General features: G+C 45.1%; 17 protein-coding genes and 2 pseudogenes. 6 read left to right on the plus strand and 13 right to left on the minus strand.

What is annotated here, in order from left to right:
• Both AB4585_RS09335 and AB4585_RS09340 read left to right on the plus strand, forming a co-directional pair.
• Window positions 1-245 (plus strand): annotated as a pseudogene (locus AB4585_RS09335) (radical SAM protein); the annotation flags it as partial.
• A gap of 10 nt (window positions 246-255) precedes the next feature.
• Window positions 256-609 carry a hypothetical protein gene (locus AB4585_RS09340; RefSeq protein ID WP_372154562.1) on the plus strand — a complete coding sequence of 118 codons (354 nt, stop codon included), beginning with the start codon at window positions 256-258 and terminating at the stop codon, window positions 607-609.
• Window positions 610-997: 388 nt separating this feature from the next.
• Here AB4585_RS09340 and AB4585_RS09345 read toward each other — a convergent pair.
• From AB4585_RS09345 to AB4585_RS09355, 3 genes and pseudogenes are all read right to left on the minus strand, one after another.
• A pseudogene (locus tag AB4585_RS09345) lies at window positions 998-1,678 on the minus strand (MFS transporter); the annotation flags it as partial.
• Entirely contained in the window at window positions 1,668-2,831 is a 1,164-nt protein-coding gene (locus AB4585_RS09350) for a phosphotransferase (RefSeq protein ID WP_372169651.1), read from the minus strand. The pseudogene AB4585_RS09345 and the gene AB4585_RS09350, both read right to left, overlap by 11 nt.
• Window positions 2,832-2,842: 11 nt before the next feature.
• Window positions 2,843-3,127, minus strand: a complete 285-nt coding sequence (locus tag AB4585_RS09355; RefSeq protein WP_004732803.1) for a GNAT family N-acetyltransferase — start codon at window positions 3,125-3,127, stop codon at window positions 2,843-2,845.
• 274 nt (window positions 3,128-3,401) lie between these two features.
• Between AB4585_RS09355 and AB4585_RS09360 the strand changes: the two genes are divergently transcribed.
• Window positions 3,402-4,148, plus strand: a complete 747-nt coding sequence (locus AB4585_RS09360) for a flagellar brake protein (protein WP_017065025.1) — start codon at window positions 3,402-3,404, stop codon at window positions 4,146-4,148.
• 167 nt (window positions 4,149-4,315) lie between these two features.
• Here AB4585_RS09360 and AB4585_RS09365 read toward each other — a convergent pair whose 3' ends face one another.
• Window positions 4,316-6,676, minus strand: a complete 2,361-nt coding sequence (locus AB4585_RS09365) for a Lon protease family protein (protein ID WP_017061577.1) — start codon at window positions 6,674-6,676, stop codon at window positions 4,316-4,318.
• Between the two features lie 240 nt (window positions 6,677-6,916).
• Here AB4585_RS09365 and AB4585_RS09370 point away from each other — a divergent pair, with 240 nt between their 5' ends.
• Window positions 6,917-7,411, plus strand: coding sequence for a hypothetical protein (locus AB4585_RS09370; RefSeq protein WP_029235272.1), 495 nt, complete (start codon window positions 6,917-6,919; stop codon window positions 7,409-7,411).
• Window positions 7,412-7,423: 12 nt separating this feature from the next.
• On the plus strand, window positions 7,424-9,052 hold the full coding sequence (locus AB4585_RS09375; protein ID WP_372169653.1) for an ABC transporter ATP-binding protein: 1,629 nt from the start codon (window positions 7,424-7,426) through the stop codon (window positions 9,050-9,052).
• Window positions 9,053-9,248: 196 nt separating this feature from the next.
• On the opposite strand, the gene AB4585_RS09380 is transcribed toward AB4585_RS09375, so the two are convergent.
• The gene (locus AB4585_RS09380; protein ID WP_372126514.1) at window positions 9,249-10,262 is read right to left on the minus strand and encodes a LacI family DNA-binding transcriptional regulator; all 1,014 of its coding nucleotides are present in this window, start codon (window positions 10,260-10,262) and stop codon (window positions 9,249-9,251) included.
• 96 nt (window positions 10,263-10,358) lie between these two features.
• Window positions 10,359-13,457: a GH116 family glycosyl hydrolase gene (locus AB4585_RS09385; protein WP_372154565.1), complete on the minus strand. Its 3,099-nt coding sequence runs from the start codon at window positions 13,455-13,457 to the stop codon at window positions 10,359-10,361.
• A 64-nt stretch (window positions 13,458-13,521) separates the two neighbouring features.
• On the opposite strand from AB4585_RS09385, the gene AB4585_RS09390 reads away from it, so the two are divergent.
• Window positions 13,522-14,469 (plus strand): aldose 1-epimerase, encoded by a 948-nt coding sequence (locus AB4585_RS09390; RefSeq protein ID WP_372154566.1) that lies wholly within the window; start codon window positions 13,522-13,524, stop codon window positions 14,467-14,469.
• Between the two features lie 128 nt (window positions 14,470-14,597).
• Here the strand turns inward: AB4585_RS09390 and AB4585_RS09395 are convergent, their stop codons facing one another.
• The 7 genes from AB4585_RS09395 to AB4585_RS09425 form a co-directional block, all read right to left on the minus strand.
• Window positions 14,598-17,012, minus strand: coding sequence for a GH36-type glycosyl hydrolase domain-containing protein (locus tag AB4585_RS09395; protein ID WP_372154567.1), 2,415 nt, complete (start codon window positions 17,010-17,012; stop codon window positions 14,598-14,600).
• A 157-nt stretch (window positions 17,013-17,169) separates the two neighbouring features.
• Window positions 17,170-18,261: an ABC transporter ATP-binding protein gene (locus AB4585_RS09400; protein WP_372052400.1), complete on the minus strand. Its 1,092-nt coding sequence runs from the start codon at window positions 18,259-18,261 to the stop codon at window positions 17,170-17,172.
• Window positions 18,261-19,610, minus strand: coding sequence for a GH1 family beta-glucosidase (locus tag AB4585_RS09405; RefSeq protein WP_372169656.1), 1,350 nt, complete (start codon window positions 19,608-19,610; stop codon window positions 18,261-18,263). The genes AB4585_RS09400 and AB4585_RS09405 overlap by 1 nt, the downstream gene beginning before the upstream one ends.
• A gap of 17 nt (window positions 19,611-19,627) precedes the next feature.
• The gene (locus tag AB4585_RS09410) at window positions 19,628-20,476 is read right to left on the minus strand and encodes a carbohydrate ABC transporter permease (RefSeq protein ID WP_017061568.1); all 849 of its coding nucleotides are present in this window, start codon (window positions 20,474-20,476) and stop codon (window positions 19,628-19,630) included.
• Between the two features lie 46 nt (window positions 20,477-20,522).
• On the minus strand, window positions 20,523-21,509 hold the full coding sequence (locus AB4585_RS09415; protein ID WP_017070431.1) for a carbohydrate ABC transporter permease: 987 nt from the start codon (window positions 21,507-21,509) through the stop codon (window positions 20,523-20,525).
• A 67-nt stretch (window positions 21,510-21,576) separates the two neighbouring features.
• Complete coding sequence (locus AB4585_RS09420; protein ID WP_017061566.1) at window positions 21,577-22,824, minus strand: ABC transporter substrate-binding protein; 1,248 nt, start codon at window positions 22,822-22,824, stop codon at window positions 21,577-21,579.
• Between the two features lie 18 nt (window positions 22,825-22,842).
• The gene (locus AB4585_RS09425; RefSeq protein ID WP_009846150.1) at window positions 22,843-23,850 is read right to left on the minus strand and encodes a LacI family DNA-binding transcriptional regulator; all 1,008 of its coding nucleotides are present in this window, start codon (window positions 23,848-23,850) and stop codon (window positions 22,843-22,845) included.
• Window positions 23,851-24,148 lie beyond the last annotated feature (298 nt).

Here is a 24,148-nt window from a genome sequence, read left to right on the forward strand (position 1 = left end):
AAAGTATGCTCCCGCCCTGGGGGTTACCTGTCTTTGCAGAGTCTAACTCTACGATGACAGAATCATACTTGATGATTGATCCTCAGGGGCGCTTTTACCAGAATTCCGCCAATAAATCCGGATATAAGTACAGTGAGAATATTAATCTATGTGGTGTAGAGAGTGCCCTTGCTCAAATTCAGTTTAATCCAAGAACCTTTGCTTCAAGATATCGCAAAGCCGATATTAACGTTGTAGAGCTTTAAGGATACCGGTATGAAAAGCGAAACATGTTTGGGAAAAATGTCCGGCCAACCCTTAACTGAATATTACACCGAAGATGATGCTCAAAATGCAGCAGAGTATTCTAAAGAGCATTATGGCAATGATTTAACTCCTTACAATTGCACTAAGTGTGGACTTTGGCATCTATCACCACGGAGTAGGCAAACCTCAAGTAAAAAATGTAGCCGTTGTACTGGTCGAGACGGCGTTTACAAGGACTCTTATCACTCCAAACGGGAAGCTCGGCTTAGAGCAGATATCATCTACGAAGAACACGGCATTAGCTTACGGACCTATAAATGCAAATATAGCTCAGGATGGCATCTAACAAAGGATGAAAAATAGATATTGTAGTTGCTAACATTGCAATTTATGCAGTGTTAGCACCATATCCGCCCCAAAAATACCTGAGGACTGGATAAGCATATATGAAGATAAGTATGTAAAATGTTCACATGCCAAAGTCAGATTCTGTTGGTTGATAACACATAATGAGATAAAGGCGTGTTACGATCTCAATCTGAGAGGCCTTTAGGTAAAAATGCATGGGTAAATGATTGATTACTGATGATGAGCTTACAGAAAGTGTAAAGAATGAGCTCAAAAATCAAAATATATTACATAAAGCAGTAATTATGTAAAGAATGTGGCAAGAAAAAAAACACACGCACCATACAGCGCGGTACGTAGAGAGCTTTACCAAATATCAAGCAAGTCTAGTTACTCTGTATAATGCAAATACGGTGAAGATTTGTCTTCTCGCACCGCTCATAAACGTTAGCGCGTAGCAGAGCCAGTAACGCTTTCGCAGCACCAACTTCTTATTCTGTGGCGTCTTGGTTTGAAATTCAGGGAAACCAAAGGTCATCACCAAAACCAGAATAAAACCAATACCGCCAGTAATACCGTACACCCAAGCAAAGTCGAGCTTCAGCTGTTCTAGCATCACCCAGATAGATCCGTAAGTGATTAAGGATGCCAGTGCGCCGACTGAGATCATCTTACCTAGCATCTCTGGCGCTTCTTCTTTACTCAACCATTGCAGTGACAAAGACTGCTTCAGCGTTTCAAAATAGTGAAAGCCCGTCGACATTAAAATGGTAGTCAGCAACAATCCAGTGAGTGAGGGGAACAGACCCGTAATCGCGGTGCCTACAGTGAGCATCGCCAGCGATATCAACATGAAGCGTTGCTCACGAATGAATGCCAACACAAACACTACGGTAAACGCTAAGAAACCCGGGATCTCACGCACACTTTGCAGCAAGCCAATATCCGCACCATCAAAGTTCGCCTTCTCAATCACGAAGTTATTAAGTAAAGCCATCCAGCTCGAAAACGCGATCGGTACAACAATCGAAATCAGTAATAAAAAGTTTTGCGGCGTTTTCCAGCTCGCGGTTCTATCGAACATTGACGGACTCCTGTTCGTCTAATTGAGTGAGCACTCGTAAGGTCAACTGCTCAGTATAAGGGTTAATCTTCCAATGCTCTGGGCTCCAGCCTTTTACGAAACGTTGGAAATCGGCCCACGCCACGTAAAACATTGGTCGCCATGCTGCTTCTACCTCATCAAATGAAAGGTGTGGCTGATAGTACGCCAATGCCTCTTTCAAGTAGTGGAAGTAAGCATCTAGTACTTCTGATTCAAGCTCTGCGCAATCTTGTGGCCTAATCGCGCTGCTCATGAACAAGGCGACGTCTTTCATCGCACAGCCGTAACCCACATATTGGAAATCGACCGCAGCTGCTCGCTCGCTTTCAGAATCAAAACAAAAATTGGCGAGCTTGGCATCGCCATGGACTAAGGTTTGATATGGACACTCTTTGAGTAAACGGTCGATGTGCTTGGCTTGATTCTTCAATGGTAAATCAGCCAAGGCATTGAGCTCATCAGGACGTGTATCTAGATGCCAATAAGTACCGACTTGCCACAATGATGACAACTGCTCTTGATTGATATTGATATGCTTTGCGTGAAAGTTAGCGAGCCATTTAAGGCAAGCATCGCGTTGTTTTTGCTCTTCTCGTGTGTAACTAGGTGCCTGATAGTCAGAAGCAGCAAGCACATCAAACTGAGAGATCAACGGGAAGCCAATATCCGCTAAGTCTTGCATCACTATCAGCCACTCATTCTCTTCTAGTTCACATTGCAGCCCAACAGGTACAGGGCAGCGCTCGTCCCATTGTTGGGTGAATGACTGATACCAAGCTGTTTCCACTTGGTAAGAGTGTACCTTTCGTTGGTGAGAGAGTTTGGTATTCCAACCCTTTGGGTGTTCAGCTTTATCTGGCAACGCGACATGTTTAACAATCACACTCTTGAGTTCCGCACTGCTTTCTTGAGAAAAGACTAAGCGAACTAACTCGCCATATCCACCCCATAGGCGTTGAATCACTTGGACATCAAACCCTTCATGACAACCCAGCGAGGTCGCTATTTTTTGATAAAGCTCATTTTGATAAAGCTCATTTTGATAAAGCTCTTGTTGATAAAGCTCTGGCTGATTTTGACTTGAACCCGCTTCAGGTTGAGCTCGATTATTCGACGATATTGATTGAGACATATTACTCGTTGTTATGCTTTATCGGATAGAAGGTGTGACCACTGTGGCTGCCTATTCATGTAGTGAACCACATAGCTACAAACCGGCACAATTTTGAAGCCCGCTTGTTCAATTTCAGGCAATACCGACTCCATCATCACCTTCCCAAAGCCCTTGCCTTGCAGTTCATCAGGAATGCGTGTCGACGTGATATGTAGTACATCTCCGTCCTTTTGATACTTAACGACCGCGAACTGGTTGGGTTCTAACTCTACCGTGATCTGGTTCACTTCTTGATCCCATTTTACTGCCTGCATTCTCAACTCCTGCAAATAATTGATACGACAAACAATAAAAGTTTGAAGTATGAGTTCCTTGTAATAGACTAGCGCAAGTGCATATAAATAAAACTAAGTACTTACAATCAAAGAAAATATTATTATAGCGTGTGGTTATAAATAAAATTCAAACCAATTAAAAGCACTCTATAAATTGCGTTAGTACACCTACTAAATCTAGCACGTAATAACCCCTTGTTAGCAAGTTACCAGTATAACTAACAGACGCATGTTGGCGCATGGAGAACATATAATGAACGCACCCCTGAAGAAGCCTTTGGAGCATAATCAGGCACTTCAAGACCCTCGTAATCGCACCGTTTCCACCATCAATAGCACTGATGCACTGGCCATGATTGAGCACGGCAGTGAGCTGACATTAAATGTCTCGACTCCCGTTGGCACGAAGTTTCTCGCCACCACCAAGTTTATCGGAACGCACAGTGATAACTGTATTGTGGTTGAGGTTCCCGAGGTATCCAATGAAGATCTGAACTTTTTCTTTCAAGAAGGTTTTTGGATGACCGCTCGTGCGTATTCTCTACGAGGTGAAGGCGCGCTTATCCACTTTAGAAGCCAAATTCACCATAAGATTGGTGAACCCTTCCCTATTCTAGTGCTGTCTACACCAAGCACGATGCAAGTGACTCAGCTACGTAAAGAAACACGCTATGAAGTGAATCTGGCTTCAAGAATCATCTTCAACGACCAGCGAGCAAACTGTGAGATACGAGATTTATCGAAAAGTGGTTGTCGTTTCGTTACCTCACCAACCTCTCGTGCGATTCAGATTGCCGATCGCGTGTCTATTGAGATAACCCCTGAGAACTACAATGGCCCACTGATTCCGCCATTGCGAGGCATCGTCTGTAATTTACAGAAATCGACGCACTACGCTCGATACGGTGTCGAATTTGATGATATTGGCAGAGCTAACGCCAAACACTTATTGGCAAAACTGAAGTTCGATGGCACCAAGCTCTGCTTGCGAAACGGTTAACACCATTTAACACGCAACTTTTACCGAATACCGTAAGCTGACCAAATACAAATAGCTCACTGGCAAACTAAACCTCAACCAACAAAAAAGCCATCGATTCTAGAATCGATGGCTTTTGCGTTTTGGCTGTTTGTTTGTTTATTTGTTTAGCTATCTAGATATTCAAACTATTTGCGCAGTGCGTTCAGTTTAGCTTGGGCGATACCAAAGATAGTATCAATTGGATAGCTACCCTCATCACTCGCCTCACCAGCGGCTTTGCCTGTGAACAGTTCAATCGCCTCTGTTACATGGTCAATCGCCCAGATATTAAACTCGCCCTTTTCAACCGCTTTCACAATATCGCTACGCAGCATCAGGTTGTGAACATTTGAACGTGGGATGATCACCCCTTGTTCGTTTGAACGCCCTTTGATTTCACACACATCAAAGAAACCTTCAATTTTCTCGTTCACACCACCAATTGGCTGAGACTCACCAAACTGGTTCATCGAGCCTGTAATCGCGATGTCTTGACGGTTTGGCTGCTTAGAAAACGCTGACACCACCGCACAGAACTCAGCCATACTCGCACTGTCACCATCGACGCCACCATACGATTGTTCGAAGGTGATGTTAGTGGTGAGCGGGACTTTGGCTGTCTTGCCAAATACGGAAGAAAGGTAAGCCGACAAGATCATCACGCCTTTTGAGTGAATGCTGCCACCTAAGTCTACGTTTCTTTCGATATCAATCACTTCACCATCGCCGTAAGCCGTGGTGGCAGTAATTCGGTTTGGCGCACCGAACATGTGATCGGTGGTGCTTAATACAGACAGAGCATTCACTTGCCCAACCGCCTGACCATCAACATGGATCAGTGTTGTGCCGTTGGTAAACGTCTCCATCACACTGTCTTGCAGTCGTCCGACACGCATCTGTTGGTTAGATAACGCTTGGTCGACGTGTGTTGCTCGAATCAGGTTCGACTTTGAACCTCTCGCCACGTAGTTTGACTCACGAAGCAGATTAGCAATGTGTGCCGAGTGCAGAGACAATTTACCTTGGTCACCCGCCTGACGAGAGCTGTGCTCAATGATGCGAGCGATCGCTTTACGGTCACAATGCAGCATGTTGTTGTCGTGCACGATACTCGAAATAAAGCGCGCGTAGTGCATTTCAGAATCGGGAGTACGCTTCATCTCATCTTCAAAATCGGCCGTCACACGGAACAATTCACCAAACTCTGCATCGTAGTGTTGCAGCAGTTGGTAAGTTCGGTAGTCGCCAAACAGGATGATCTTGACGTCCAATGGAATCGGCTCTGGATCAAGCGATACCGCGCCCGTTAAGGTCACCTCTTTCTCTAATGAAGTGAAGCTCAATTGACGTGAACGCAGCGCTCGTTTCAAGCCTTCCCAAACGTACGGCTGCTCAAGTACCTTCACCGCATCCATCAGCAATACGCCACCGTTAGCTCTGTGTAAGCTACCTGCGCGAATCAATGAGAAGTCAGTAAAGACAGTACCCTTGAACGTCGCCGTTTCTACATAGCCAAACAGAGAGTGATAATTTGGATTCTCTTCCACCACGATCGGCAGAGTCTCCTCCTTTTGGCTCACAATCACGTTAACCTTGTAGCGACGCGGCATTTTCTTATCCAAAGAGGCCGTTGCAACTTCTGCTTGCTCCGTGCTCTCTTCTAAGAAGATGTCAGCGTTGTCGACAATGTCTTTACGCAGTGCCGTTAGGTACTTTTTGATGTCTGGATATTGGCTGTAATCCTTCTTCAATTGCTTGATGAAGTGAGTGATCACGTCTCGCGCCGTATCATCATTCAGCTTTTGAATTTTCTCAGTGTACGTCTCTTCAAGTTCCGTCAGTTCGCGAGAAATGGTTCGTAGGCCGACTTCCAATCCATCAATGGTTTTATCAAATTGATCTTGTTCTTCCGGCGAAAGCAGATCGAAGCTCTCTTCGGTATGAAGATCATCACCATTCATTGCCACAAATTGGTAATCACCCTGAGTGGTAATCGTCAGGTTAATGCCTTTGTCTTTCGCTTCTTGACTAATGCTTTCTAACGCGGCTTGTTGCTTAGCTGCCAGTTGATTTTTAAGCCTGTCAGCACGGCTAAAGTACATCTCGTTATCAAACGCTAGAGGCATACCTTTCAGCAGTTTACGCATCAATTTTTCAATATCTTGCTTTAAACTGCTGCCAACGCCACGCGGCAATTTCAGTACCTTAGGTGTACGAATATCTTCAAAGTTCGCGATATAACACCAATCAAAAAGCTCCTGCACTTCTTGAGGGTGACGGTTCAGATAGCGCAAGATCATGGTGCGTTTACCCAGACCATTTCGCCCTATCGCATAAATGTTGTAACCCTTTTCCTTGATTGACATCGCGAACTCAACGGCTTTTTGTGCCCGTTCCTGCCCGACGATTTCGTCAATTGGAGCCAGTTCTTTGGTCGACTTACATGGTAGCTTGTCTAAATCCGCCACCTGATACAGCTGTTCTGTATTGAGTCTTTGCATCGCCATCGCCGCCTCCTTAGTCCTTCATTACTTGGGTGTAGATAAAATCAGTGTAGATGTAATTTCCTACAAATTTAGTGACTTACGCTACACAGCTGTTCAACTGAACAAATAACACACAATTTAAGCCATTTTTAGGAATAGCTCGTTATTTAATTCACCAACTTAACATGTGAATGATTTTAATTTGCAATTGATAATAAATATCATTAACATTTTCAGATATTATAAATTGAGGATGTGGATATGGAAATTGAACGATGCTGGATGCACTACCTAAAAGCTGAACAGTTAATGGAACAAGGTCACTGGCCTGAAGCACAGCGCCTGTATGGTGATGTTCTAACCTCACTTCCTCATCACATCCAAGATGCAGCATACCAAAGCGATATTAAGCCTTGCCAATTTGCCTGCCTGCTTGCCGGGTTAAGAGACGCAAGTGTCGCTCAATCAGAGATACTCAACCGATTAGGTCAGCATCAACAAGCCTTCGATACCTTGAATCAATCTTACGCTCTGATGCAATTTATCTCTCTTGAGAACACTGAGCTGATTCAACGTACCTTTGGGTTATTGGAAAAGCAGAGCGAAGATTTACTCAATCACCTGATCGCTTTTTGCAGCGCTCAGCGCAGTTCGCATTGGATGCTCGAACTAGAACAAATTCAACGTGCTCATCACCATTTTGGGCAACTTAAAACAACGTCAGAAGTTCAATCTTCACCTAATGTCTTAAATTGATAAGGATATATCATGTCGGACCGGGCCATACTTAAAGTCAATAACCTCTCCGTTAGTTTCACAACCAATGATGGAATCATTGATGCGGTCAAAAAGGTTAACTTTACCCTTAACTCAAGCGAAACCTTGGCCATTGTTGGTGAATCAGGTTCAGGGAAATCCGTCTCTTCCAACGCGCTTATGCGTTTGCTTCCTGATAACGCGATTATTGATAAACAATCAGACATCGAGTTTGAGGGACAATCGATTCTTGGGAAAACTGAGCGAGAAATGCAGTCGATTCGTGGCGATAGAATCGGCATGATCTTTCAGGAACCGATGACCTCTCTCAATCCTTACCTTCGTGTTGGCATTCAAGTGGCAGAAGCTATTATGTGTCATCGTAAAGTGTCAAAGTCTAAAGCCAAACAGCGAGTGATTGAGCTGTTTAATCTTGCGCACTTGCCAATGCCAGAAAAGTCGTACACCAAGTACCCTCACGAATTTTCGGGTGGTCAGCTGCAACGCATCATGATCGCAATGGCGCTGATTAATGAACCGGATATCCTGATTGCTGACGAGCCTACAACTGCATTAGATGTAACGGTTCAAGCTGAAGTGCTTGCTCTTATCAAAGAGATCCAAGGCAAGATGGGAATGGCAATTTTGTTCATCACCCATGACTTAGGTGTGGTGAGACACTTTGCAGACCGCGTGCTAGTGATGTGTAAAGGTGAGCTCGTAGAAGAAGGGATGACTCAATCTTTGTTCGATAGTCCTAAACATGATTACACAAGAATGCTCATTAACTCGATTCCGAAAGGCGCTAAGGTTCCTGTTGAGGCGTCAGCCCCAGAGCTATTGTCTGCTGACGACATCCGAGTTCAGTTCTTGGTTAAATCACATTTCATCAAGAGTAAAAGTCAGTACTTCGAAGCCGTAAAAGGCATTTCGTTGAATCTTAAACAAGGCGAAACGCTAGGCATTGTGGGTGAATCAGGGTCAGGTAAATCGACCCTTGGACGTGCATTAATCGGCTTGCTGCCAAGTACCGGACGTATTGTTTACAAAGGCCAAGACGTTAGCTTATTAAATGATAAAGAGCGTCACAAGCTCAAGAAAGATGTCCAAATGGTGTTCCAAGATCCTTATGGTTCTTTATCACCACGCATGACCGTTGGGGAAATCATCACCGAAGGCTTAACGGTGCATCAACCTCATCTATCCAAGCAAGAACGTTTAGAAAGAGCGCGCAAAGCATTGATTGAAGTTCGCTTAGAGCCGAATTCAATAAACCGTTATCCACATGAGTTCTCTGGCGGGCAAAGACAACGTATCGCGATTGCTCGCGCACTGATTCTAGAGCCCTCTTTCATTTTGCTGGATGAACCAACTTCAGCACTCGATCGCTCAGTACAACTGACCGTGATTGACCTGCTAAAAGACATTCAAGCCAAGCACAATATCGGCTTTCTGTTCATCAGCCACGATCTCTCGGTAGTAAAAGCACTGTCGGATCGTGTACTGGTGATGCAGAAGGGTGAAGTGATGGAAGAAGGGTCTGCCGAAGAGATTTTCAATGCGCCGAAAAACGACTACACCAAGAAACTGATCGCAGCGTCATTCGACTTAGAAAATAAATCGAAAAAAAATGCGGCGTAGAGGGAACTAATCAACATTAACAGCGTCTTATGAGTACATTCTGAATAATCTCCTAATGGATTGAAATCTAGAATGGATATAGCAAAACTGGTTTGGCCGCCAAAAGAAAAATGTCGCATGGATGCGACATTTTTCGTTTCTGAAGGGAAATAATGTGTCTTTGACTGTAACTCCCTATGATTCAATCATTTCACAACTAACGATACAGAGACTTGGTCGACTCTCTGACGATTAAATCTATCGGTGGTAGTCGTGCTTCATGCCTCTCACCTGAAAGTAAGTTCAAAATCGACTGAGCACACACCTCTCCAATCTCTTCAATTGGCTGCCTTAATGTTGTTAACGCAGGTGTGAAATACTTAGACGTTGGCAAGTCATCAAACCCAATCACTGACACATCTTCTGGCACTTTATAACCGTGGTCAGACAGCGCCTTAATCGCCCCGTAAGCCGTTTGGTCATTTGCAGCAAACAAGGCGGAGAAGTGAACCTTAGATTCAATCAACTCTACCGTTTTCTCGTAGCCAGACTCACTACTGAAATCACCCTGTTTAACGAGTTTTGGCATCACTTTTATGCCCGCCTCTTGAAGTGCTTTCTTATAGCCTTCAAAGCGATTTCCCGAATCAGGTTGACTTGAAAGTCCCTTAATATGAGCAATATTCACATGCCCTTGTTGCAGTAAATGTAAGGTTGCCATGTAGCCGCCCAACACGTTATCAATGTTGATGGAGCGGACGTTATTCTCAACAAAATCGTAGCCAACCATCACGATAGGAATGTCTTGTGCATACTTGGTAATCTCTTCTTGAGTAATGCTTCCTGTCACGATGATCATGCCATCCACGTTACTTTTTGCGAGATACTCCAACGCGTGCATTTCTAACTTTTTCTGCCAATGCCCTGTCGCGATTACTAACGAATAACCTTGAGCGATCAGTGTTTTCTCCATGTCATTGAGAATACGGCTGGTATAAGGGCTGTCAGGGTGTTGCACCAACACACCAATGGTGAGTGAACGTCGGTTGGTGTTTTCTTGCATTTGAAAATTAGGTTTGTAGCCAGTGTCTTTAATCGCTTGCTCGATGTTCTGGCTTTTATCATCCGACACATAAGTGGTTCGATTAAGAAAACGAGAAACTGTGCTGGGAGAAACACCAGCCAGTTTTGCTACATCGTATACTGTTGTTTTTTTTGTTTTAGTGCGCATCTCGAACCCCTAATCAAGTGACATTCGGGGAGCTTTAAGCTCCCCATCAGTTTCAACCTGCATACCACTGCTTTAGCTGAAAATCGTGTCATTAAGTTAATACAAGTAGGCGAAGATCATCCCCGGTCTAAAGTAACGACCAGCCGTATATTTCAAGCCAGTACTCAGTAACCATTTGTGTAAGCCTGCCAGCTTTTCTAACGGAATTTCACCGCTCACCATTTTAACAAAATTATCAGTATCTTTCGTCAATGTTGGATTGATCCGACCGTCAGACAGCACACAGTTTTGATATTTAAGTACACTTAGCCAGTTTTTCGCATCATTTTGCGTCAATTTAAAGGCTTCTATAAGATATTTCTCATTGACAGACACAGAGCAATTGAACCCTTCTGGCGCTGCAAATGGAATTTTTGAATAGTCATAGAGTGCGGTATACACGGTATCCATCAATGTTTCTGCTTGCTGGTTTTTACCTGCCAGACTCAACGCCGTTGCGACACTAAACTGCACACCAATCCACACATCTTGAGCCTGAAATGCCTCATGCGGCGAACCATCGGCCAACGTCATATTCGCAACCCCAAGCTTAGGGCTGTTAATTTCGAAGTTATGCTTATAAACATAGTCTAGTGCGCGTTGGATGTTCTCTTGCGGGAAAATACCTTCTAAACCGATGAGCTTTAGGTAGCTGTCAGCCAATAAAGCATCGCCAAAGCTGTTGTCTGAATCAGGTACTAAATCTAAGTAGTCTTGTGTAAAGGCTTGAGGCGCGGTCTCGCTCAATAAGCGCTTCTTAGATACTCTTTGAGACACCTTGCTGATGCTGATTGAAGTATCTGTTTCATTGAGATAGGTATTAAGCGTGTTCTTATCGGCAATCGCATCGCCCGTCAAAGTTAGGCCTAAGGTTTCCAGAGCTTGGTAGCCTTCACCCGTTAGATGCTTGGCTTGAACTGGCGTCACGAAGAAGTGGTAGTAACCCTCTTTGTCATCCCACAAGCTTTGCTCAACCGTGGCTAACGCCTTTTTAGAACGCGTTAAGTAACCGCTAGCTCGCTCGCTTTCACCCATCAATTGTGCAAGTTCGCTCGCGGCTTGCAGGCCAGCAACCCACAGGCTCGCACAATAAATAGAGATGCCGTGAGAAGCTAGGTTATCAAAGGTATCGTCTGTGCCTCGGGTTAGTGGTAAATCGTCACCCTCAGCGATCAAATTCGATAAGAAATCGATGCTTTCAGTTACCGCTTGCCAGCACTCATTAACCACAGAGAGATCTTGGGTGTTTTGATAATGGCGGTACACCATCAGAATGTATTTCGGCGCTAAGTCCTTCCATTCCTTAACATTATGCCAGCTATACGCGTCAGGCTGAATGTCGAACGGGCTACCCAAATCGTGGATTACTGCACCTCGAATCGCACGCACACCTTGGTACTTTTCATCAATCAATTCAGCATTCGGGGTCGCTTCATATTCCCAGTAACGGCGCTGAGTGAAGTCTTCAGCCAAAATCGCTTTTGAGAACTCTTTCATTACGCAGCCATCAAGCTCCGGCAGCAAGTAAAGCAGTGAAAATGAGCCGTAAAAATACACATCCAGAGAGTTAAAGAATGGGTAATCAACACACTCTTTCACTAGGAACTTATCTTCTTTATCCCATACCGTAGATTCGGCTAAAAACGATAGTGAGTTCATCGCCATCGTCGCATAGCGCAGCGCTGATTCAGGCTGTGATATTTTGCTTTGAGCTTGCTCTAGGAAAGCGATCTGTTGCTCAATAATCTTCTGCTCAATCACCTCAAGCTTTGGCAAAACATCTTGTAACATCGGTAAGGCAGGCTTTGCTTGTGGGTAGAATTGCGTGTAAGCCTTGTCTGAGTGCCAGCCATTGAGCATAACTTTACTGTGTGCCATCACCTGTGCGAAACGCAGGTCAACGGATTCGCCCGGCTCCAACTCAACCTGAACCACGACCAATGCGCTCAATGCTTCACGCCCCGTGTAAATTCCTGTTTGGAATTCCGCGTTGGTACGGCCTGTTTTCAGTGCGAACTCTGTTTGCTGAGCTGTCTTAGAGGTATAAAGCGTTGGTTTGACAGAAATCGAAACCTTACCAGATTCAGTCAAATGGTTATCCGCTTGAACACCAAACACCACTTCGCCTTCAATATCGCTTTGATAAGGCGATTGGCTAGACAATTGAACACCCGTAAAGCTGTGTCTTTCACCCTTTAAGTTAACCACTTCATGCTGCTGAGCAATCGGATTTTGAGACAAGGTACATGCCGAATCCTGAATACCATCACGGCCTTTTTGGTAGGTTGAACCAATCAAGTTTTGTAGAGGCTGAGCAAACGTAATCACGCGTGTTTGCGATGAATTATTGGTTAATTCGAAGTGATTCCAGTGCATCGGTAAAGAGCAAAGGCGTTTGTTCTCTTTAACGATCGGAGAGACGACCTTACGCTTTATATTAATATCTTCGAAGCTACTGTATTTATATTCAGCTAATGGATACAAAGCTTGATATTCTATATCCTTGCCATTAACACTATCTATATCACGGCCATTGATATTATCCATATCATTATTATCACCCGCAGTGAGTGATAATAATCTCGTTGTATCATTTATTAATAAACCATTAAAGAAATCTAAGGCTACATATAATTGACAAATAATCGAAGATGAATCTTCTTCAATCAATAATTGAGTCTTATTTGAAAATTCAACGTTCCATTTTGTAAAGTTATCTTTATTTTCTTGGTAGAAGCGACCATTTTTTAATGCTGCTTGAATGAGACTAATCGCATTCGACATTTCTCGACTTTCAATCTTTTTGCCATCGAACAAAGCCGGATAAAAGTTCAGGTGAACGCTTAACTCTTGTTCATTAAGAACTTTCAGCGTGTCGATGGTTGGCACATTCATCACTGACGCATAAAAATCATTAAAATTAATAGCTTGCTCTGAACAATCGACAAATATTCCCGGAATAAAGCTGAAGTTCGGCGTGTTGCCGTTTGGTGTGAGTGTAAATGTGTTACCAATTCCGCCGACTGCCATACCGGTATTTTCTGGTGTAGTCGAAATTGGCGTGTACCAAGGTTGAATAAATTCAACTGCATCACCTTTTTTACACAAGTGTTCTGAATTTCCTGAGTAGCTCGTATATGGAATTTTATTATTCATTTTAAAACCGCCATTGAATATTTTTTTCTTCTTGTTAATATCTTTTAAAAATGGAGACATCAACATGTTTAAAATTATAAATGAAAAATTTGGAAATATTGACTCTGTCACATTAATAAATCAGCAGCATGGTATAGAACTTCAAATAATCAATGGGTTTGGTGCTGTTATAAATAAATACATTGTAAATAACAGTCCATTCTCTTTTATTTGTGGCTATCAGAATTATGATGAACTGATCAACCAACATCCGTTCTTTTCCCGCAGTGCTAAATTATTCCCTTTTCCAAATCGTTTAAACTTAGGTCGCTACAGTTTCGACAACCAAAACCATCAACTCCCAGCTAACTTCCCTTGGTCTGATCACGCCGTACATGGCTTGCTCTACAACCAACCTTTTTCAATCAAAAACAGCGCAGCCAATGAAAAATCAGCCAGTGTGACGCTGCAATATCAGACATCATCTTTACACCCTGCTTTCCCGTTCGCTTTTAACCTTGAAGTCACCTTCACTATCGACACAACGGGTAGACTCTCTTCCTCAACGACCGTCTCTAATCTGGGTGATTCAGCCTTCCCATTCGGTGATGCTTGGCACCCTTACTTTTCACTCGGCACTGAGCTAGCACAATGTGGACTCGCTATGTCGCCTTGCTCTGAGGTCATACACGAAAACGACTTACCCAATGGTGAAAAACACGCTTTTGACCGTTTGTCTTTGGACGATTCACTGACCAATCAAAGCTTAAATCACTGCTTTGAATTTGATTCCAAGACAACCAACCAACTTGCGTTTACGCGCTCAGATTCGTCTGCCGCAATTCGCTACCAACAAGATGAAAGCTACCCATTCGTTCAGCTTTACACGCCAACTAGCGAGCAAAGTATTGCAATAGAACCAATGACTTGCCCAGCTGATGCGTTCAATAACCAGATCGGCTTATTGACACTTAGCCCGAACCAATCTCAGACCTTTACTTGGCAATGCCAAGCCAACTATCAACCCAACTAAGGCAAGCAAAGTAAGACAGCCGCTGAATGCGAAATCAGCCCCCAGAGAACGCATTGCTAACGAAACAACGCAACGAAAGAACCAAACTAAAGAAGCAATAAAGGGCGCATAAAGCGCCCTTCTCTTTGTTAACCTAAAATCACCTCGATGGTGTGCTCACCAGAGGTAAACACTGGCGCTTTATTACCTGAAATTAGGTCACCGTTGACCTTCATCTCTGCCACTCCCTTACACACGTTATTTGGGTTGGTAACATGGATATTGTAGGTCGCGCCACGGAACTGACGACGCACTTTGAATTCAGGCCACTCAGCAGGAATACAAGGATCCACCAGCAAACCATCCACTTCAGGTCGAACACCCAGAATCCACTGCGTACCCGCCACGTAAGTCCAAGATGAAGTACCTGAAAGCCATGCATTACGTCCTAAACCGAACTGTTTGTGCTCGTCACCCAGAATGTTTTGTGGGTAGCAGTATGGCTCAGATTCGAAGGTATCAATATCGTCGTTCTTAGAAGCCGGATTAATTTGACGGTAGTACTCATAAGCACGCTCGCCGTTGCCCATTTTCGCTTCCGCGATCATCACCCATGGGTTTGAATGCAGGAAGATACCGCCGTTCTCTTTCGCACCCGGTGGATATGTCGAAACGCCACCAAGTTGTGGATCAAAGCCGTTGTAGCCTGGAGTTGAAAGCTTGATACCATTGGTCGTGTTCAGCTTGTTGTAAACCGAATCTAGCGCTTGTGTGGCACGTTCTTGTGTCGCGAAACCAGAAATCACAGGCCAGCTTTGACCGTTAGTGTAGATCTGCCCTTGTTCATTCTTGTGAGAACCAATTGGCAGGCCTTGCTCATCAAAGTAACGCACAAACCATTCGCCATCCCAACCGCACTCATTCACTGTGCTCTGCATTTGTTGGTATTGCTCTTTGAACTGAGCGGTCAGCTGTTCCTCACCGCGTAACTCACAGAGGTCGAGCATATCAAGCAGGGCTTTACCGTACATGTTAGCGACCATCATCGACTCAGCACCCGTTGGCAGGTTCACCGTGTCATTCCAGTCTGCAAAACCTAATAACGGTAGGCCGTGCTCACCCGTATTGGTGTAGGTAAACTCGATCGCGCGACACAAGTGATCCCAAACGGTGCCTGTTTCCACAGGGTTGCCCGCTTTGTCTTTTTGATAGAACGGAATCACTTTGTTCAAGAAATCAGCATTGCCTGTCTCTTTCACATATTGAGTGACTGCGTAGATGATCCACAGATGATCGTCGCCGTAGTAATCCGGACGATCTTCCTCTTCACGTGAGTCACCCGCGTTCGCTTCCATGGTTGATGGGAAGAACTGGTGCATCGCAGAACCATTGATGTTTTGCACTGATAGTAAGCGCTCAATGAACTCACGCGCCTCTTCTGGCATATGAGTAATCACGCCCAACGTATCTTGCGAAGAATCACGGAAACCGATGCCACGTGCGCCATAGCCAAGCTGGTACAGAGACAGGTAACGAGACCAGTTTTTAGTGGTGTGACACTGACGTGGGTTATGTACGTTAAGCATCGAGTTCATAGCAGGGTCTGGCGTTTCAACCTGAACCGCTTGTAGGTAACCATCCCAATGTTCAGCCAGTTCAGCGAAAGCTGAATCAACCACTTGATGGTCACGATATTTAGCCAGCAGAGGAAGTGCAGCTTCTAGGCTCTGTTCTTGCGCGATTTGTACGACCGTACGTTCTGTCTGCTCTGGAGATAACCAACCCAAACGCAGGTTAAGCGCGCCAATGTTGTCACCACGCAAACACTCAGTATTGCCAAGCTCATCGTTTTCTAACGCTTGCGGGGCAGCCCATGTGCCGTAACCAAATTGACCAAGGAATGATTGGCGATCACCATCAAACGACGTCGCAGGGCGATCCGCTGTCATCAGATTTACCGCGTAGTCGCGCTTCATGAAGGCATACTGCTCAAGCACAGTATGACCCGACTCTTGCTGGTGCGCTTTCAGCGTCATGGTTTGTGGAACCCAATCAGCATTAAGTAGCTGCTTAAGCGCATCAAAGTGTGTGAACTCATACACAGGAACCACATCAACGTGCAGGGCTTTATCTGAAATGTTGGTGACTTTGATGTCTTGTAACAGCACTTGGTCAGCTTTTGGCACGAAGAATGTCGCTTCACAACGCACACCAAACGCTTCTGCAATGATGGTGGTGTAAGACAAGCCAGTGTGGTTTTCAAACTTATCAAGCGGCTTCAGAGTCGGTGTATAGAAAGGTGAGAACACCTCTACGTTACCCGCTTCGTCACGCACCTTGAGGTATAGGGTCGAGCCTTTGAAGTCTGAGTTTGGCAGTTGTGCAATGTACTTGGTGATACGGTTCAGTGCCGGATCGCCCTTACACAACAACACGCCACCGTTGCTATCAACAATGCCACCGAAATCTAATGTGCCAACATAGTTACACCATTTGATTGGTGTGCACGGCGTGGTTGCTACGTATTCTTTGTTTTTATCGTCAAAATATCCGAATTTCATCATCACTATCCCTAGCCCCTCCCAAATCAGGAGGAGCCAAAACAATTTGTCGTAAGTTGGTTGGTGTCAGCTCAATGACTGACTTAGCCGTTTGAGTCAGGCTTCTCTCACTCGCCCTTGCAGATCAACTGGCTGTTGCAAAATAACTAGCTCTTGCAAATCAGCTCGCTAGCGAGTTCTCACTCAATGCATCAAACAAGTGGAAAGCATCCAAATCCAAGTAAAGCGTCAGATCTTTTACATCCACTTCAGCGGCTTGGGTTTCAACCATCAGCGGTTGACCGCCAATTTCTGTTTTCAGAAGAATGCTCGCGCCTAGTAGTTCCTTGTCTTTGATTTTCACAGGGAATGGCAGCACGCGGTCGTGGTCAACTTGCTCGGCACGTAGGTGAATATCTGTTGGACGAACACCAAAATGCAGAGCTAGGTTCTTAGATGCCAGAGACTTAAAGCGCTCAGGCAGTGGGATATGAACATCGCCGATTTCAACGAAGTACTCGCCTTCTTTTTCAATCAGTTTTGCTTCCAACATGTTCATTGATGGGTTACCAATGAATTGCGCGACAAACTTGTTTGCCGGACGCTGGAACACCTCGGTTGGTGTACCAACTTGAGCAACATATCCGTCTTTCAGGATCACGATGCGATCCGCCAATGTCATCGCCTCGATCTGATCGTGGGTTACGTAGATCGTGGTGGTTTTTAGTTCACGGTGTAGATGTTTGATCTCTTCACGCATCACGCCACGAAGTTTTGCATCTAGGTTAGACAGCGGCTCATCAAACAAGAAAACCTTAGGCGTACGAACCATCGCACGGCCCATTGCCACACGCTGACGCTGACCACCAGAAAGCTCTTTCGGCTTACGGTTCAGTAGTGGATCAAGCTCTAGCATTTTCGCCGCTTTTAGCACTTCTACGTCGATTTCTGCTTTTGGCATGCCCTTCAGCTTCAGAGCAAATGCGATGTTCTCGTACACTGTCATGTGCGGGTACAGCGCGTAGCTTTGGAATACCATCGCTAAGTCACGATCTTTAGCATCGACCTTGTTCATCACTTTGCCACCAACGACGATGTCACCAGAGCTGATGCTCTCTAGGCCTGCAAGCATGCGTAGTGTTGTCGACTTACCACAGCCAGATGGGCCAAGGAAAACCACGAACTCGCCGTCTTCAACCGTAAAATCAAACTCTTTTACAACTTCAACATCGCCGAATGATTTTTTGATGTTCTTAAATTCTACTTTAGCCATTATCTGTTCTCCTCAGCGCGCTCTTGAAGCATGTTTCGGTACGCAATTGCGCTCTGTTTCAGTGTTCTTTCTTGAGTGGTGTAATCAACATGGACAATGCCAAAACGTTGGCAGTAGCCGAATGCCCACTCAAAGTTATCCATCAGACTCCAAGCGAAGTAACCATCGACTTTCACACCCGCTTCAACTGCGTTGTGAACTGCTTCGATGTGGCCTTGGAAGTAACGAACACGTTGTTCATCCATCACTTGTCCGTTAACACGCTCATCGTTACCTGCTGCACCATTCTCTGTGATGCAGATAGGCGGCATATTTTCGTAGCGAGCATCCAGCCTTACCAATAAATCGGTTAAGCCTTGTGGGTTGATCTCCCAGCCGATGTAAGTGTGTTCAGCATCAGTCTGTTTTACTGATTCAATATCACCATTCTCGTTGAAGCGAGCGACATTGCGTGTGTAGTAATTGATACCGATATAATCAACAGGTGCGCTTATGATGTCTAGGTCGCCTTCTAGAATCATCGGCATGTTCATCGCTTGGCGCTCGACAACTAGCTGTGGGTATTCACCTTTCAATACTGGGTCGATGAACCAGTGGTAGTTCTCCGCTTCACAGTAATCTGCGGCACCTTGATCTTGTGATGTTAATGGGTAAGCCGGAGTCGCGTTAAATACCACTCCATGCTTAGCATGAGGCGCATTCTTACGCAGAATCGGCATCGCCAAACCGTGTGCCAACATTAGGTGGTGAGACGCTAAGTAACCCTCTTTCTCACCCTTGATGCCTGGTGCGTGTTCGCCCCAACGGTAGCCTAGGAATGCAGACACAAACGGTTCGTTCAGCGTTGTGTAAACATCAATCTTGTCACCGAAGTAGTTACTCACCACTTCTGCGTATTCTGCGAACTTGTAAGACGTTTTACGATTCAGCCAACCACCTTTGTCTTCGAGGTATTGCGGCAGATCCCAGTGATACAGAGTTACGTAAACCTTCATGCCACGAGCATGACACTCATCGATGATCTGCTCATAAAACTCTAGGCCTTGCTGATTCACCACACCGTCTTGCGGCAGGATACGTGGCCAAGCAATGGACAGGCGGTAAGCATCAACACCTAAGCCTTGAATCATCTCGATATCTTGTTGCCACAGATGGTAGTGATCACACGCCACATCACCATTGTCGCCGTTATCGACCTTACCCGGCGTCTTACAGAAAGTGTCCCAGATAGACGGTGTACGACCGCCCTCTTCAACGCCGCCTTCAATTTGGTATGAAGATGTCGCGACACCGAATACAAATTCCTTACTGCGTAACTTTGAATCACTTGGAAGTTGATATTTATTCATTGTTATAACCCTTAAACCTAACCTTTGACTGCGCCGGACGTTAAACCACTGATCATCTGTTTCGATGCGAACAGGTAAGTAATCACGAGCGGTAAAATAGAAATTGTTGTACCTAGCATTACCGCGCCCCATGGCGTATTCGGAATACCTTGAACACTTCGAAGTGCTTGCGTAATAACATAGTTATCTGGGTTATTTAGCACCACGAGAGGCTGCATAAACATGTTCCAGAAGAAAACGAACTGAACGATAGCCAGTGTTGCTAAGGCAGGCTTCATCAGTGGCAATACCACACTCCAGTACGTTCTGAACTCACCTGCACCATCCAATTTCGCTGCTTCAAGTAGCTCTTTTGGAATCGATGCAATCACGTGCTGACGCATCAAGAAGATACCAAACGGCGTGGTTGTGAACGGTAGCCATACCGCCATGTGGTTATCCAACAAGCCTAAGAATTTCACGATCATGAAGTAAGGGATCAGGCTAAGCACTGGCGGAATCGCCATTGAGCCAACCAACATGCCAAACAACACGTTCTTACCGCGAAACTTAAACACAGCAAACGCGTAACCACCCATGCTACAAAACAGCAGCGAGATGGTTGTGCCCAAGAAAGCCACGTAAATCGAGTTAAACATCGCTTTCCAAAACGGCATGATTTCTAGCAGTTTTGCGTAGTTCACCATTAGGCTGTCGCCAATCGCAAAGCTGATGCCCGAGCCGAAGATCTCCGAGCGGTCACGTGTTGAAAGCAGTGCTGACCACACAAACGGGAACACCGTAATGATTGCGGAAACAATCAGTAATATGCCGAGCATGACCATCAAGATCTTAGTCATGATGTACATGGTGCGTTCGCTTGGCATTAGGCCACTTAATGGTGAGGTATTTGTCTTAATTGATGTCGACATCTTAATGTTCCCCTAAGCCTTTCTTACCGAAGAATAAAAATTGAACCAAAGTACAAGACGCGATCAGTGCAAACAGAAGCCATGAAATTGCTGACGCTGTGCCCATTTCTAACCATTCCCAACCCACTTTGTAGAGGTACATAGAGATAGTTAAACCAGATTGACCCGTACCACCTGTACCACGCGTTAGAACGAACGGTTCTTCAAACATTTGCAGGTTACCGATGATGGTCATGGTGATTGCAAAGAAGATGAATGGACGAATCATTGGTAGTGAGATGTTCCAGAAGCGGCGGAAGGCATTCGCACCATCCATACGTGCAGCTTCTAAAATGTCTTTAGGAATCGTCATTAAACCAGTGGTGTAAAGGACGATATTAAAACCGGTGTATTTCCAGAAAACCATGATCGCAATAGACGGCTTCACCATAGTGGCATCGTCTAACCAGCGGATTGGTTGAAAATCGTTAACCCAAGCAAATGCCCAACCAAACAGCGTGCTATCGGCCAATGCCATTAACGTTTGGTTGATAATTCCTGAGTTAGGAGAGTACATGTTGAAGAAAATCAGTGATGCTGCGACCGTTGATGTGATGAACGGTAGGAAGTACGCCGATGTTAGCCAGTGACGCATACGGTCACCCATTGAAACCAACATGTAAGCCACTGGAATAGCGACTAAGTGCTGAGCAACACCCGATGTGATTGCTAGCCACAATGTGTTCTTTAATGAACGCCATAGCCATGGGTCAGTCAAGGCAATGTGATAGTTCTCAAAACCAACGAACTCCATTGCATCCATGCCCTGTACTGGATTCCATTCGTGGAACGACAGATAAACAGAGAACAACAGCGGGAAGATCCCAAATACAGAAAAAATGATCAGAAACGGCAGAAGGAATCCATACGGTGTAAGCGCTTTCAGATTTAGACGAGAAAAAAGGCTTTTGTCCGCAGGTTCTATCGTTGTGCTCGCTGTATGATTCATAGTAACGACCTCTTAAAAAAGGAAGCGCGTTATCCACGCTTCCTCACTTACTCAAAGTAATAACAAATTAAAGATTACGCGTACGACGCTTGATTAGACGCTCTGCCTCTTTCAATGCAGTCTCGATGTCCTTACCTTCATCAAGCACTTCCATCAATGCGTTCTCTAAAATTATAGAGCGTGCTACGTGGTCGCCTTGAGCTGGAGATACTGGCTTGATGTTCTGTGCCACTTCAGCAAATAGTAGACGTGCTTTCTGTCCACCTAGGAATTCCATCTCTTCTTGAAAAAGCTCATCGTCATATGTCGTTACGTTCGCAGGGAAAGCCGCAATCGTTTCGAAGTGCTTAAGTTGAACATCACGATCCGTCGTCATGTATTCAATAAGTGCCCATGCTTCATCTGGGTTGTCAGATTGAGTTGGAATCGATAGGAACGAACCACCCCAGCTGCCGTAAATGCCATCAGGTAGGTTTTCTACTGCCCACTTACCTTTGGTTTCAGGAGCGATCCAGTTGTTTAGGTGACCAAGTAGCCAAGCGCCAGAAAGTTGAGTTGCAAATGTGCCGTTGCGGAAGCCCTCGTACCATTCGTTAGACCAAGCCAAAATGCGGCCGTCTAAGCCTTTGTCGCGAATCTCTTTTGCTACTTCAAAAGCGTGAACAAAACGCTCAGATGTCACAACTGGGTTGCCATCTTTATCGAAGTAAAGACCTTCGCCTTCAGGAACCGTTGTGAAGATGATTGCTTGTGCCACGTCGGCTGCTGAAGCGATAAGTTGTACGTTTTGCTCTTTCAGTTTTTCACCAGCAGCGATGTATGAATCCCAATCTTTGATTGCTTCTTCTACATCAATGCCCGCTTTTTCGAATACGTCGGTACGGTAGTACATAACACCGGGACCTAGGTCGACAGGAATGCCGTACATGTCGCCGTCAGCGCCTTTACCTTGTGCCCATGCGTATGGTGCGAATCGTTCTTCGTATTTATCTGCACCGTAGTTTTCAGACAGGTTAACTAGGCCGCCAGATCCAACAAATGGACCAATTTTCTCAACGTCGACAACAATCACATCACCGGCACCAGAGCCCGTTGCAAGGTTCGTTGTGAGTTTCGTGTGGTGGTCACCGTGGTTGTTCATAAGGTAATCAACTTTAATCCCCGTTTCCTTTTCGAAATCAGGCAGTAATACCTTCAGGCTGCTATCGAAATCAGGGAAACCGTCGAAACGAATTTCTTTGTCTGCTGCATTTGCAGCTGTTGTACCTAATCCTAAAGCAACCGCGCATGAAAGCGCTAAGGTCTTAAATTTCATGTTCTATCCTTAATATTTTTATAGGGTAACTGGTAAATCCGATACCGAGTTTCTAGTGACCAACGTCGGCAGCAATTTAAAGTTCACGTCATGTTTTATTTTTTTTAGCTTCTGTAGAGTGAGCTGTACTGCTTCAACGCTCATCTCTTCAATAGGGAAATTAATGGTGGTCAAACTAGGGGTCAGATAGCGCGCGAAGATGGTGTTATCGAAGCCCACCAGTGATACATCTTTAGGAACAGACAGCCCCTCTTGATGCAGCACCTCGAAGGCGCCAAATGCCATGTGGTCATTCGAAGCAAATACTGCTGTGAAATGACACTTACGATTAATCAGCTTCTTCATAGCACTGATGCCCGTCTCTTCAGTAAAGCCCGCTTCCGAGACTAATGCTTCATCGTATGGCACACCCGCTTCTTCCAAGGCCTTTCGATACCCCTGCAAACGCCCCCTAGCATCTGCTTTATCTAAAGGCCCGGTAATACACGCGATATCTGTATGTCCCTTTTGCAAAAGATATTGAGTAGCGAGTAGCCCCCCGACTTCGTTATCAATATCAATGCAACTCATCGCCATTTCTGGGATGAAGCGGTTAATTAAAACCACAGGGGTCCCCTGTTCTTCCAATTCAATTAAATAGTCATCACTGAGCAGTTGAGTATGAAGAATCAAAGCATCGACACGACGCCCCAACAGAAACTCCACCGACTCGCGCTGCCCTTGTTCGGTGTTCGAACCCGCTGTAACCACTGCGTGGTAACCGAAGCGGCGTAGGTTTTCCTCTATGCAATGCAAGATGCCTGAATAGAAAGATCCGCCCAGTTCTGGAACAACAACACCCACACTTCCGGTACGACTTGAAGCCAAAGCCTGAGCGATAGAGTTCGGGCGATAACCCAGCTCTTTGATCGCCTTTTCAACCTTTAACTTCTTGTCGTGGCTCACTCTACTGGTGCCGTTAATCACTCTAGACACTGTCGCTTGAGACACACCTGCATGCTCTGATACGTGTTTAATTGTTGCCACTCGAACCTCGATACTTCATTAGCTTGTAACCGCTTACAAAACGATTATTAAGAAATTACGTTTTAGTTGAAGTGAGTGTCATCACACTAAACTTGGAGGTAAAAAGGCTGGATTTGGAAATCTTGAAAGCGCTTACAGATTCACTTCACACCATGAAACTGTTTCATGAGATTCTTGCTCACCTTATCAAAACAGCACTCGGTTACTTGCTCCCAAAGTGCTAACAAGCATGCATAAACTCCGTTTTCAAAAAGCACGATTCGGTGATGAACCTGCAACAGGCGGTAATATACAGAGC

The organism is Vibrio sp. 10N.222.49.C9 (genome assembly GCF_041474985.1).
In the GTDB taxonomy this organism is placed as follows: domain Bacteria; phylum Pseudomonadota; class Gammaproteobacteria; order Enterobacterales; family Vibrionaceae; genus Vibrio; species Vibrio crassostreae_C.

Bases quoted from the DNA above. Each gene is read 5' to 3' on its own strand.
- AB4585_RS09340 (WP_372154562.1), top strand. From the start codon at position 256: ATGAAAAGCGAAACATGTTTGGGAAAAATGTCCGGCCAACCCTTAACT.
- AB4585_RS09350 (WP_372169651.1), bottom strand. From the start codon at position 2,831: ATGTCTCAATCAATATCGTCGAATAATCGAGCTCAACCTGAAGCGGGT.
- AB4585_RS09355 (WP_004732803.1), bottom strand. From the start codon at position 3,127: ATGCAGGCAGTAAAATGGGATCAAGAAGTGAACCAGATCACGGTAGAG.
- AB4585_RS09360 (WP_017065025.1), top strand. From the start codon at position 3,402: ATGAACGCACCCCTGAAGAAGCCTTTGGAGCATAATCAGGCACTTCAA.
- AB4585_RS09365 (WP_017061577.1), bottom strand. From the start codon at position 6,676: ATGGCGATGCAAAGACTCAATACAGAACAGCTGTATCAGGTGGCGGAT.
- AB4585_RS09370 (WP_029235272.1), top strand. From the start codon at position 6,917: ATGGAAATTGAACGATGCTGGATGCACTACCTAAAAGCTGAACAGTTA.
- AB4585_RS09375 (WP_372169653.1), top strand. From the start codon at position 7,424: ATGTCGGACCGGGCCATACTTAAAGTCAATAACCTCTCCGTTAGTTTC.
- AB4585_RS09380 (WP_372126514.1), bottom strand. From the start codon at position 10,262: ATGCGCACTAAAACAAAAAAAACAACAGTATACGATGTAGCAAAACTG.
- AB4585_RS09385 (WP_372154565.1), bottom strand. From the start codon at position 13,457: ATGAATAATAAAATTCCATATACGAGCTACTCAGGAAATTCAGAACAC.
- AB4585_RS09390 (WP_372154566.1), top strand. From the start codon at position 13,522: ATGTTTAAAATTATAAATGAAAAATTTGGAAATATTGACTCTGTCACA.
- AB4585_RS09395 (WP_372154567.1), bottom strand. From the start codon at position 17,012: ATGATGAAATTCGGATATTTTGACGATAAAAACAAAGAATACGTAGCA.
- AB4585_RS09400 (WP_372052400.1), bottom strand. From the start codon at position 18,261: ATGGCTAAAGTAGAATTTAAGAACATCAAAAAATCATTCGGCGATGTT.
- AB4585_RS09405 (WP_372169656.1), bottom strand. From the start codon at position 19,610: ATGAATAAATATCAACTTCCAAGTGATTCAAAGTTACGCAGTAAGGAA.
- AB4585_RS09410 (WP_017061568.1), bottom strand. From the start codon at position 20,476: ATGCCAAGCGAACGCACCATGTACATCATGACTAAGATCTTGATGGTC.
- AB4585_RS09415 (WP_017070431.1), bottom strand. From the start codon at position 21,509: ATGAATCATACAGCGAGCACAACGATAGAACCTGCGGACAAAAGCCTT.
- AB4585_RS09420 (WP_017061566.1), bottom strand. From the start codon at position 22,824: ATGAAATTTAAGACCTTAGCGCTTTCATGCGCGGTTGCTTTAGGATTA.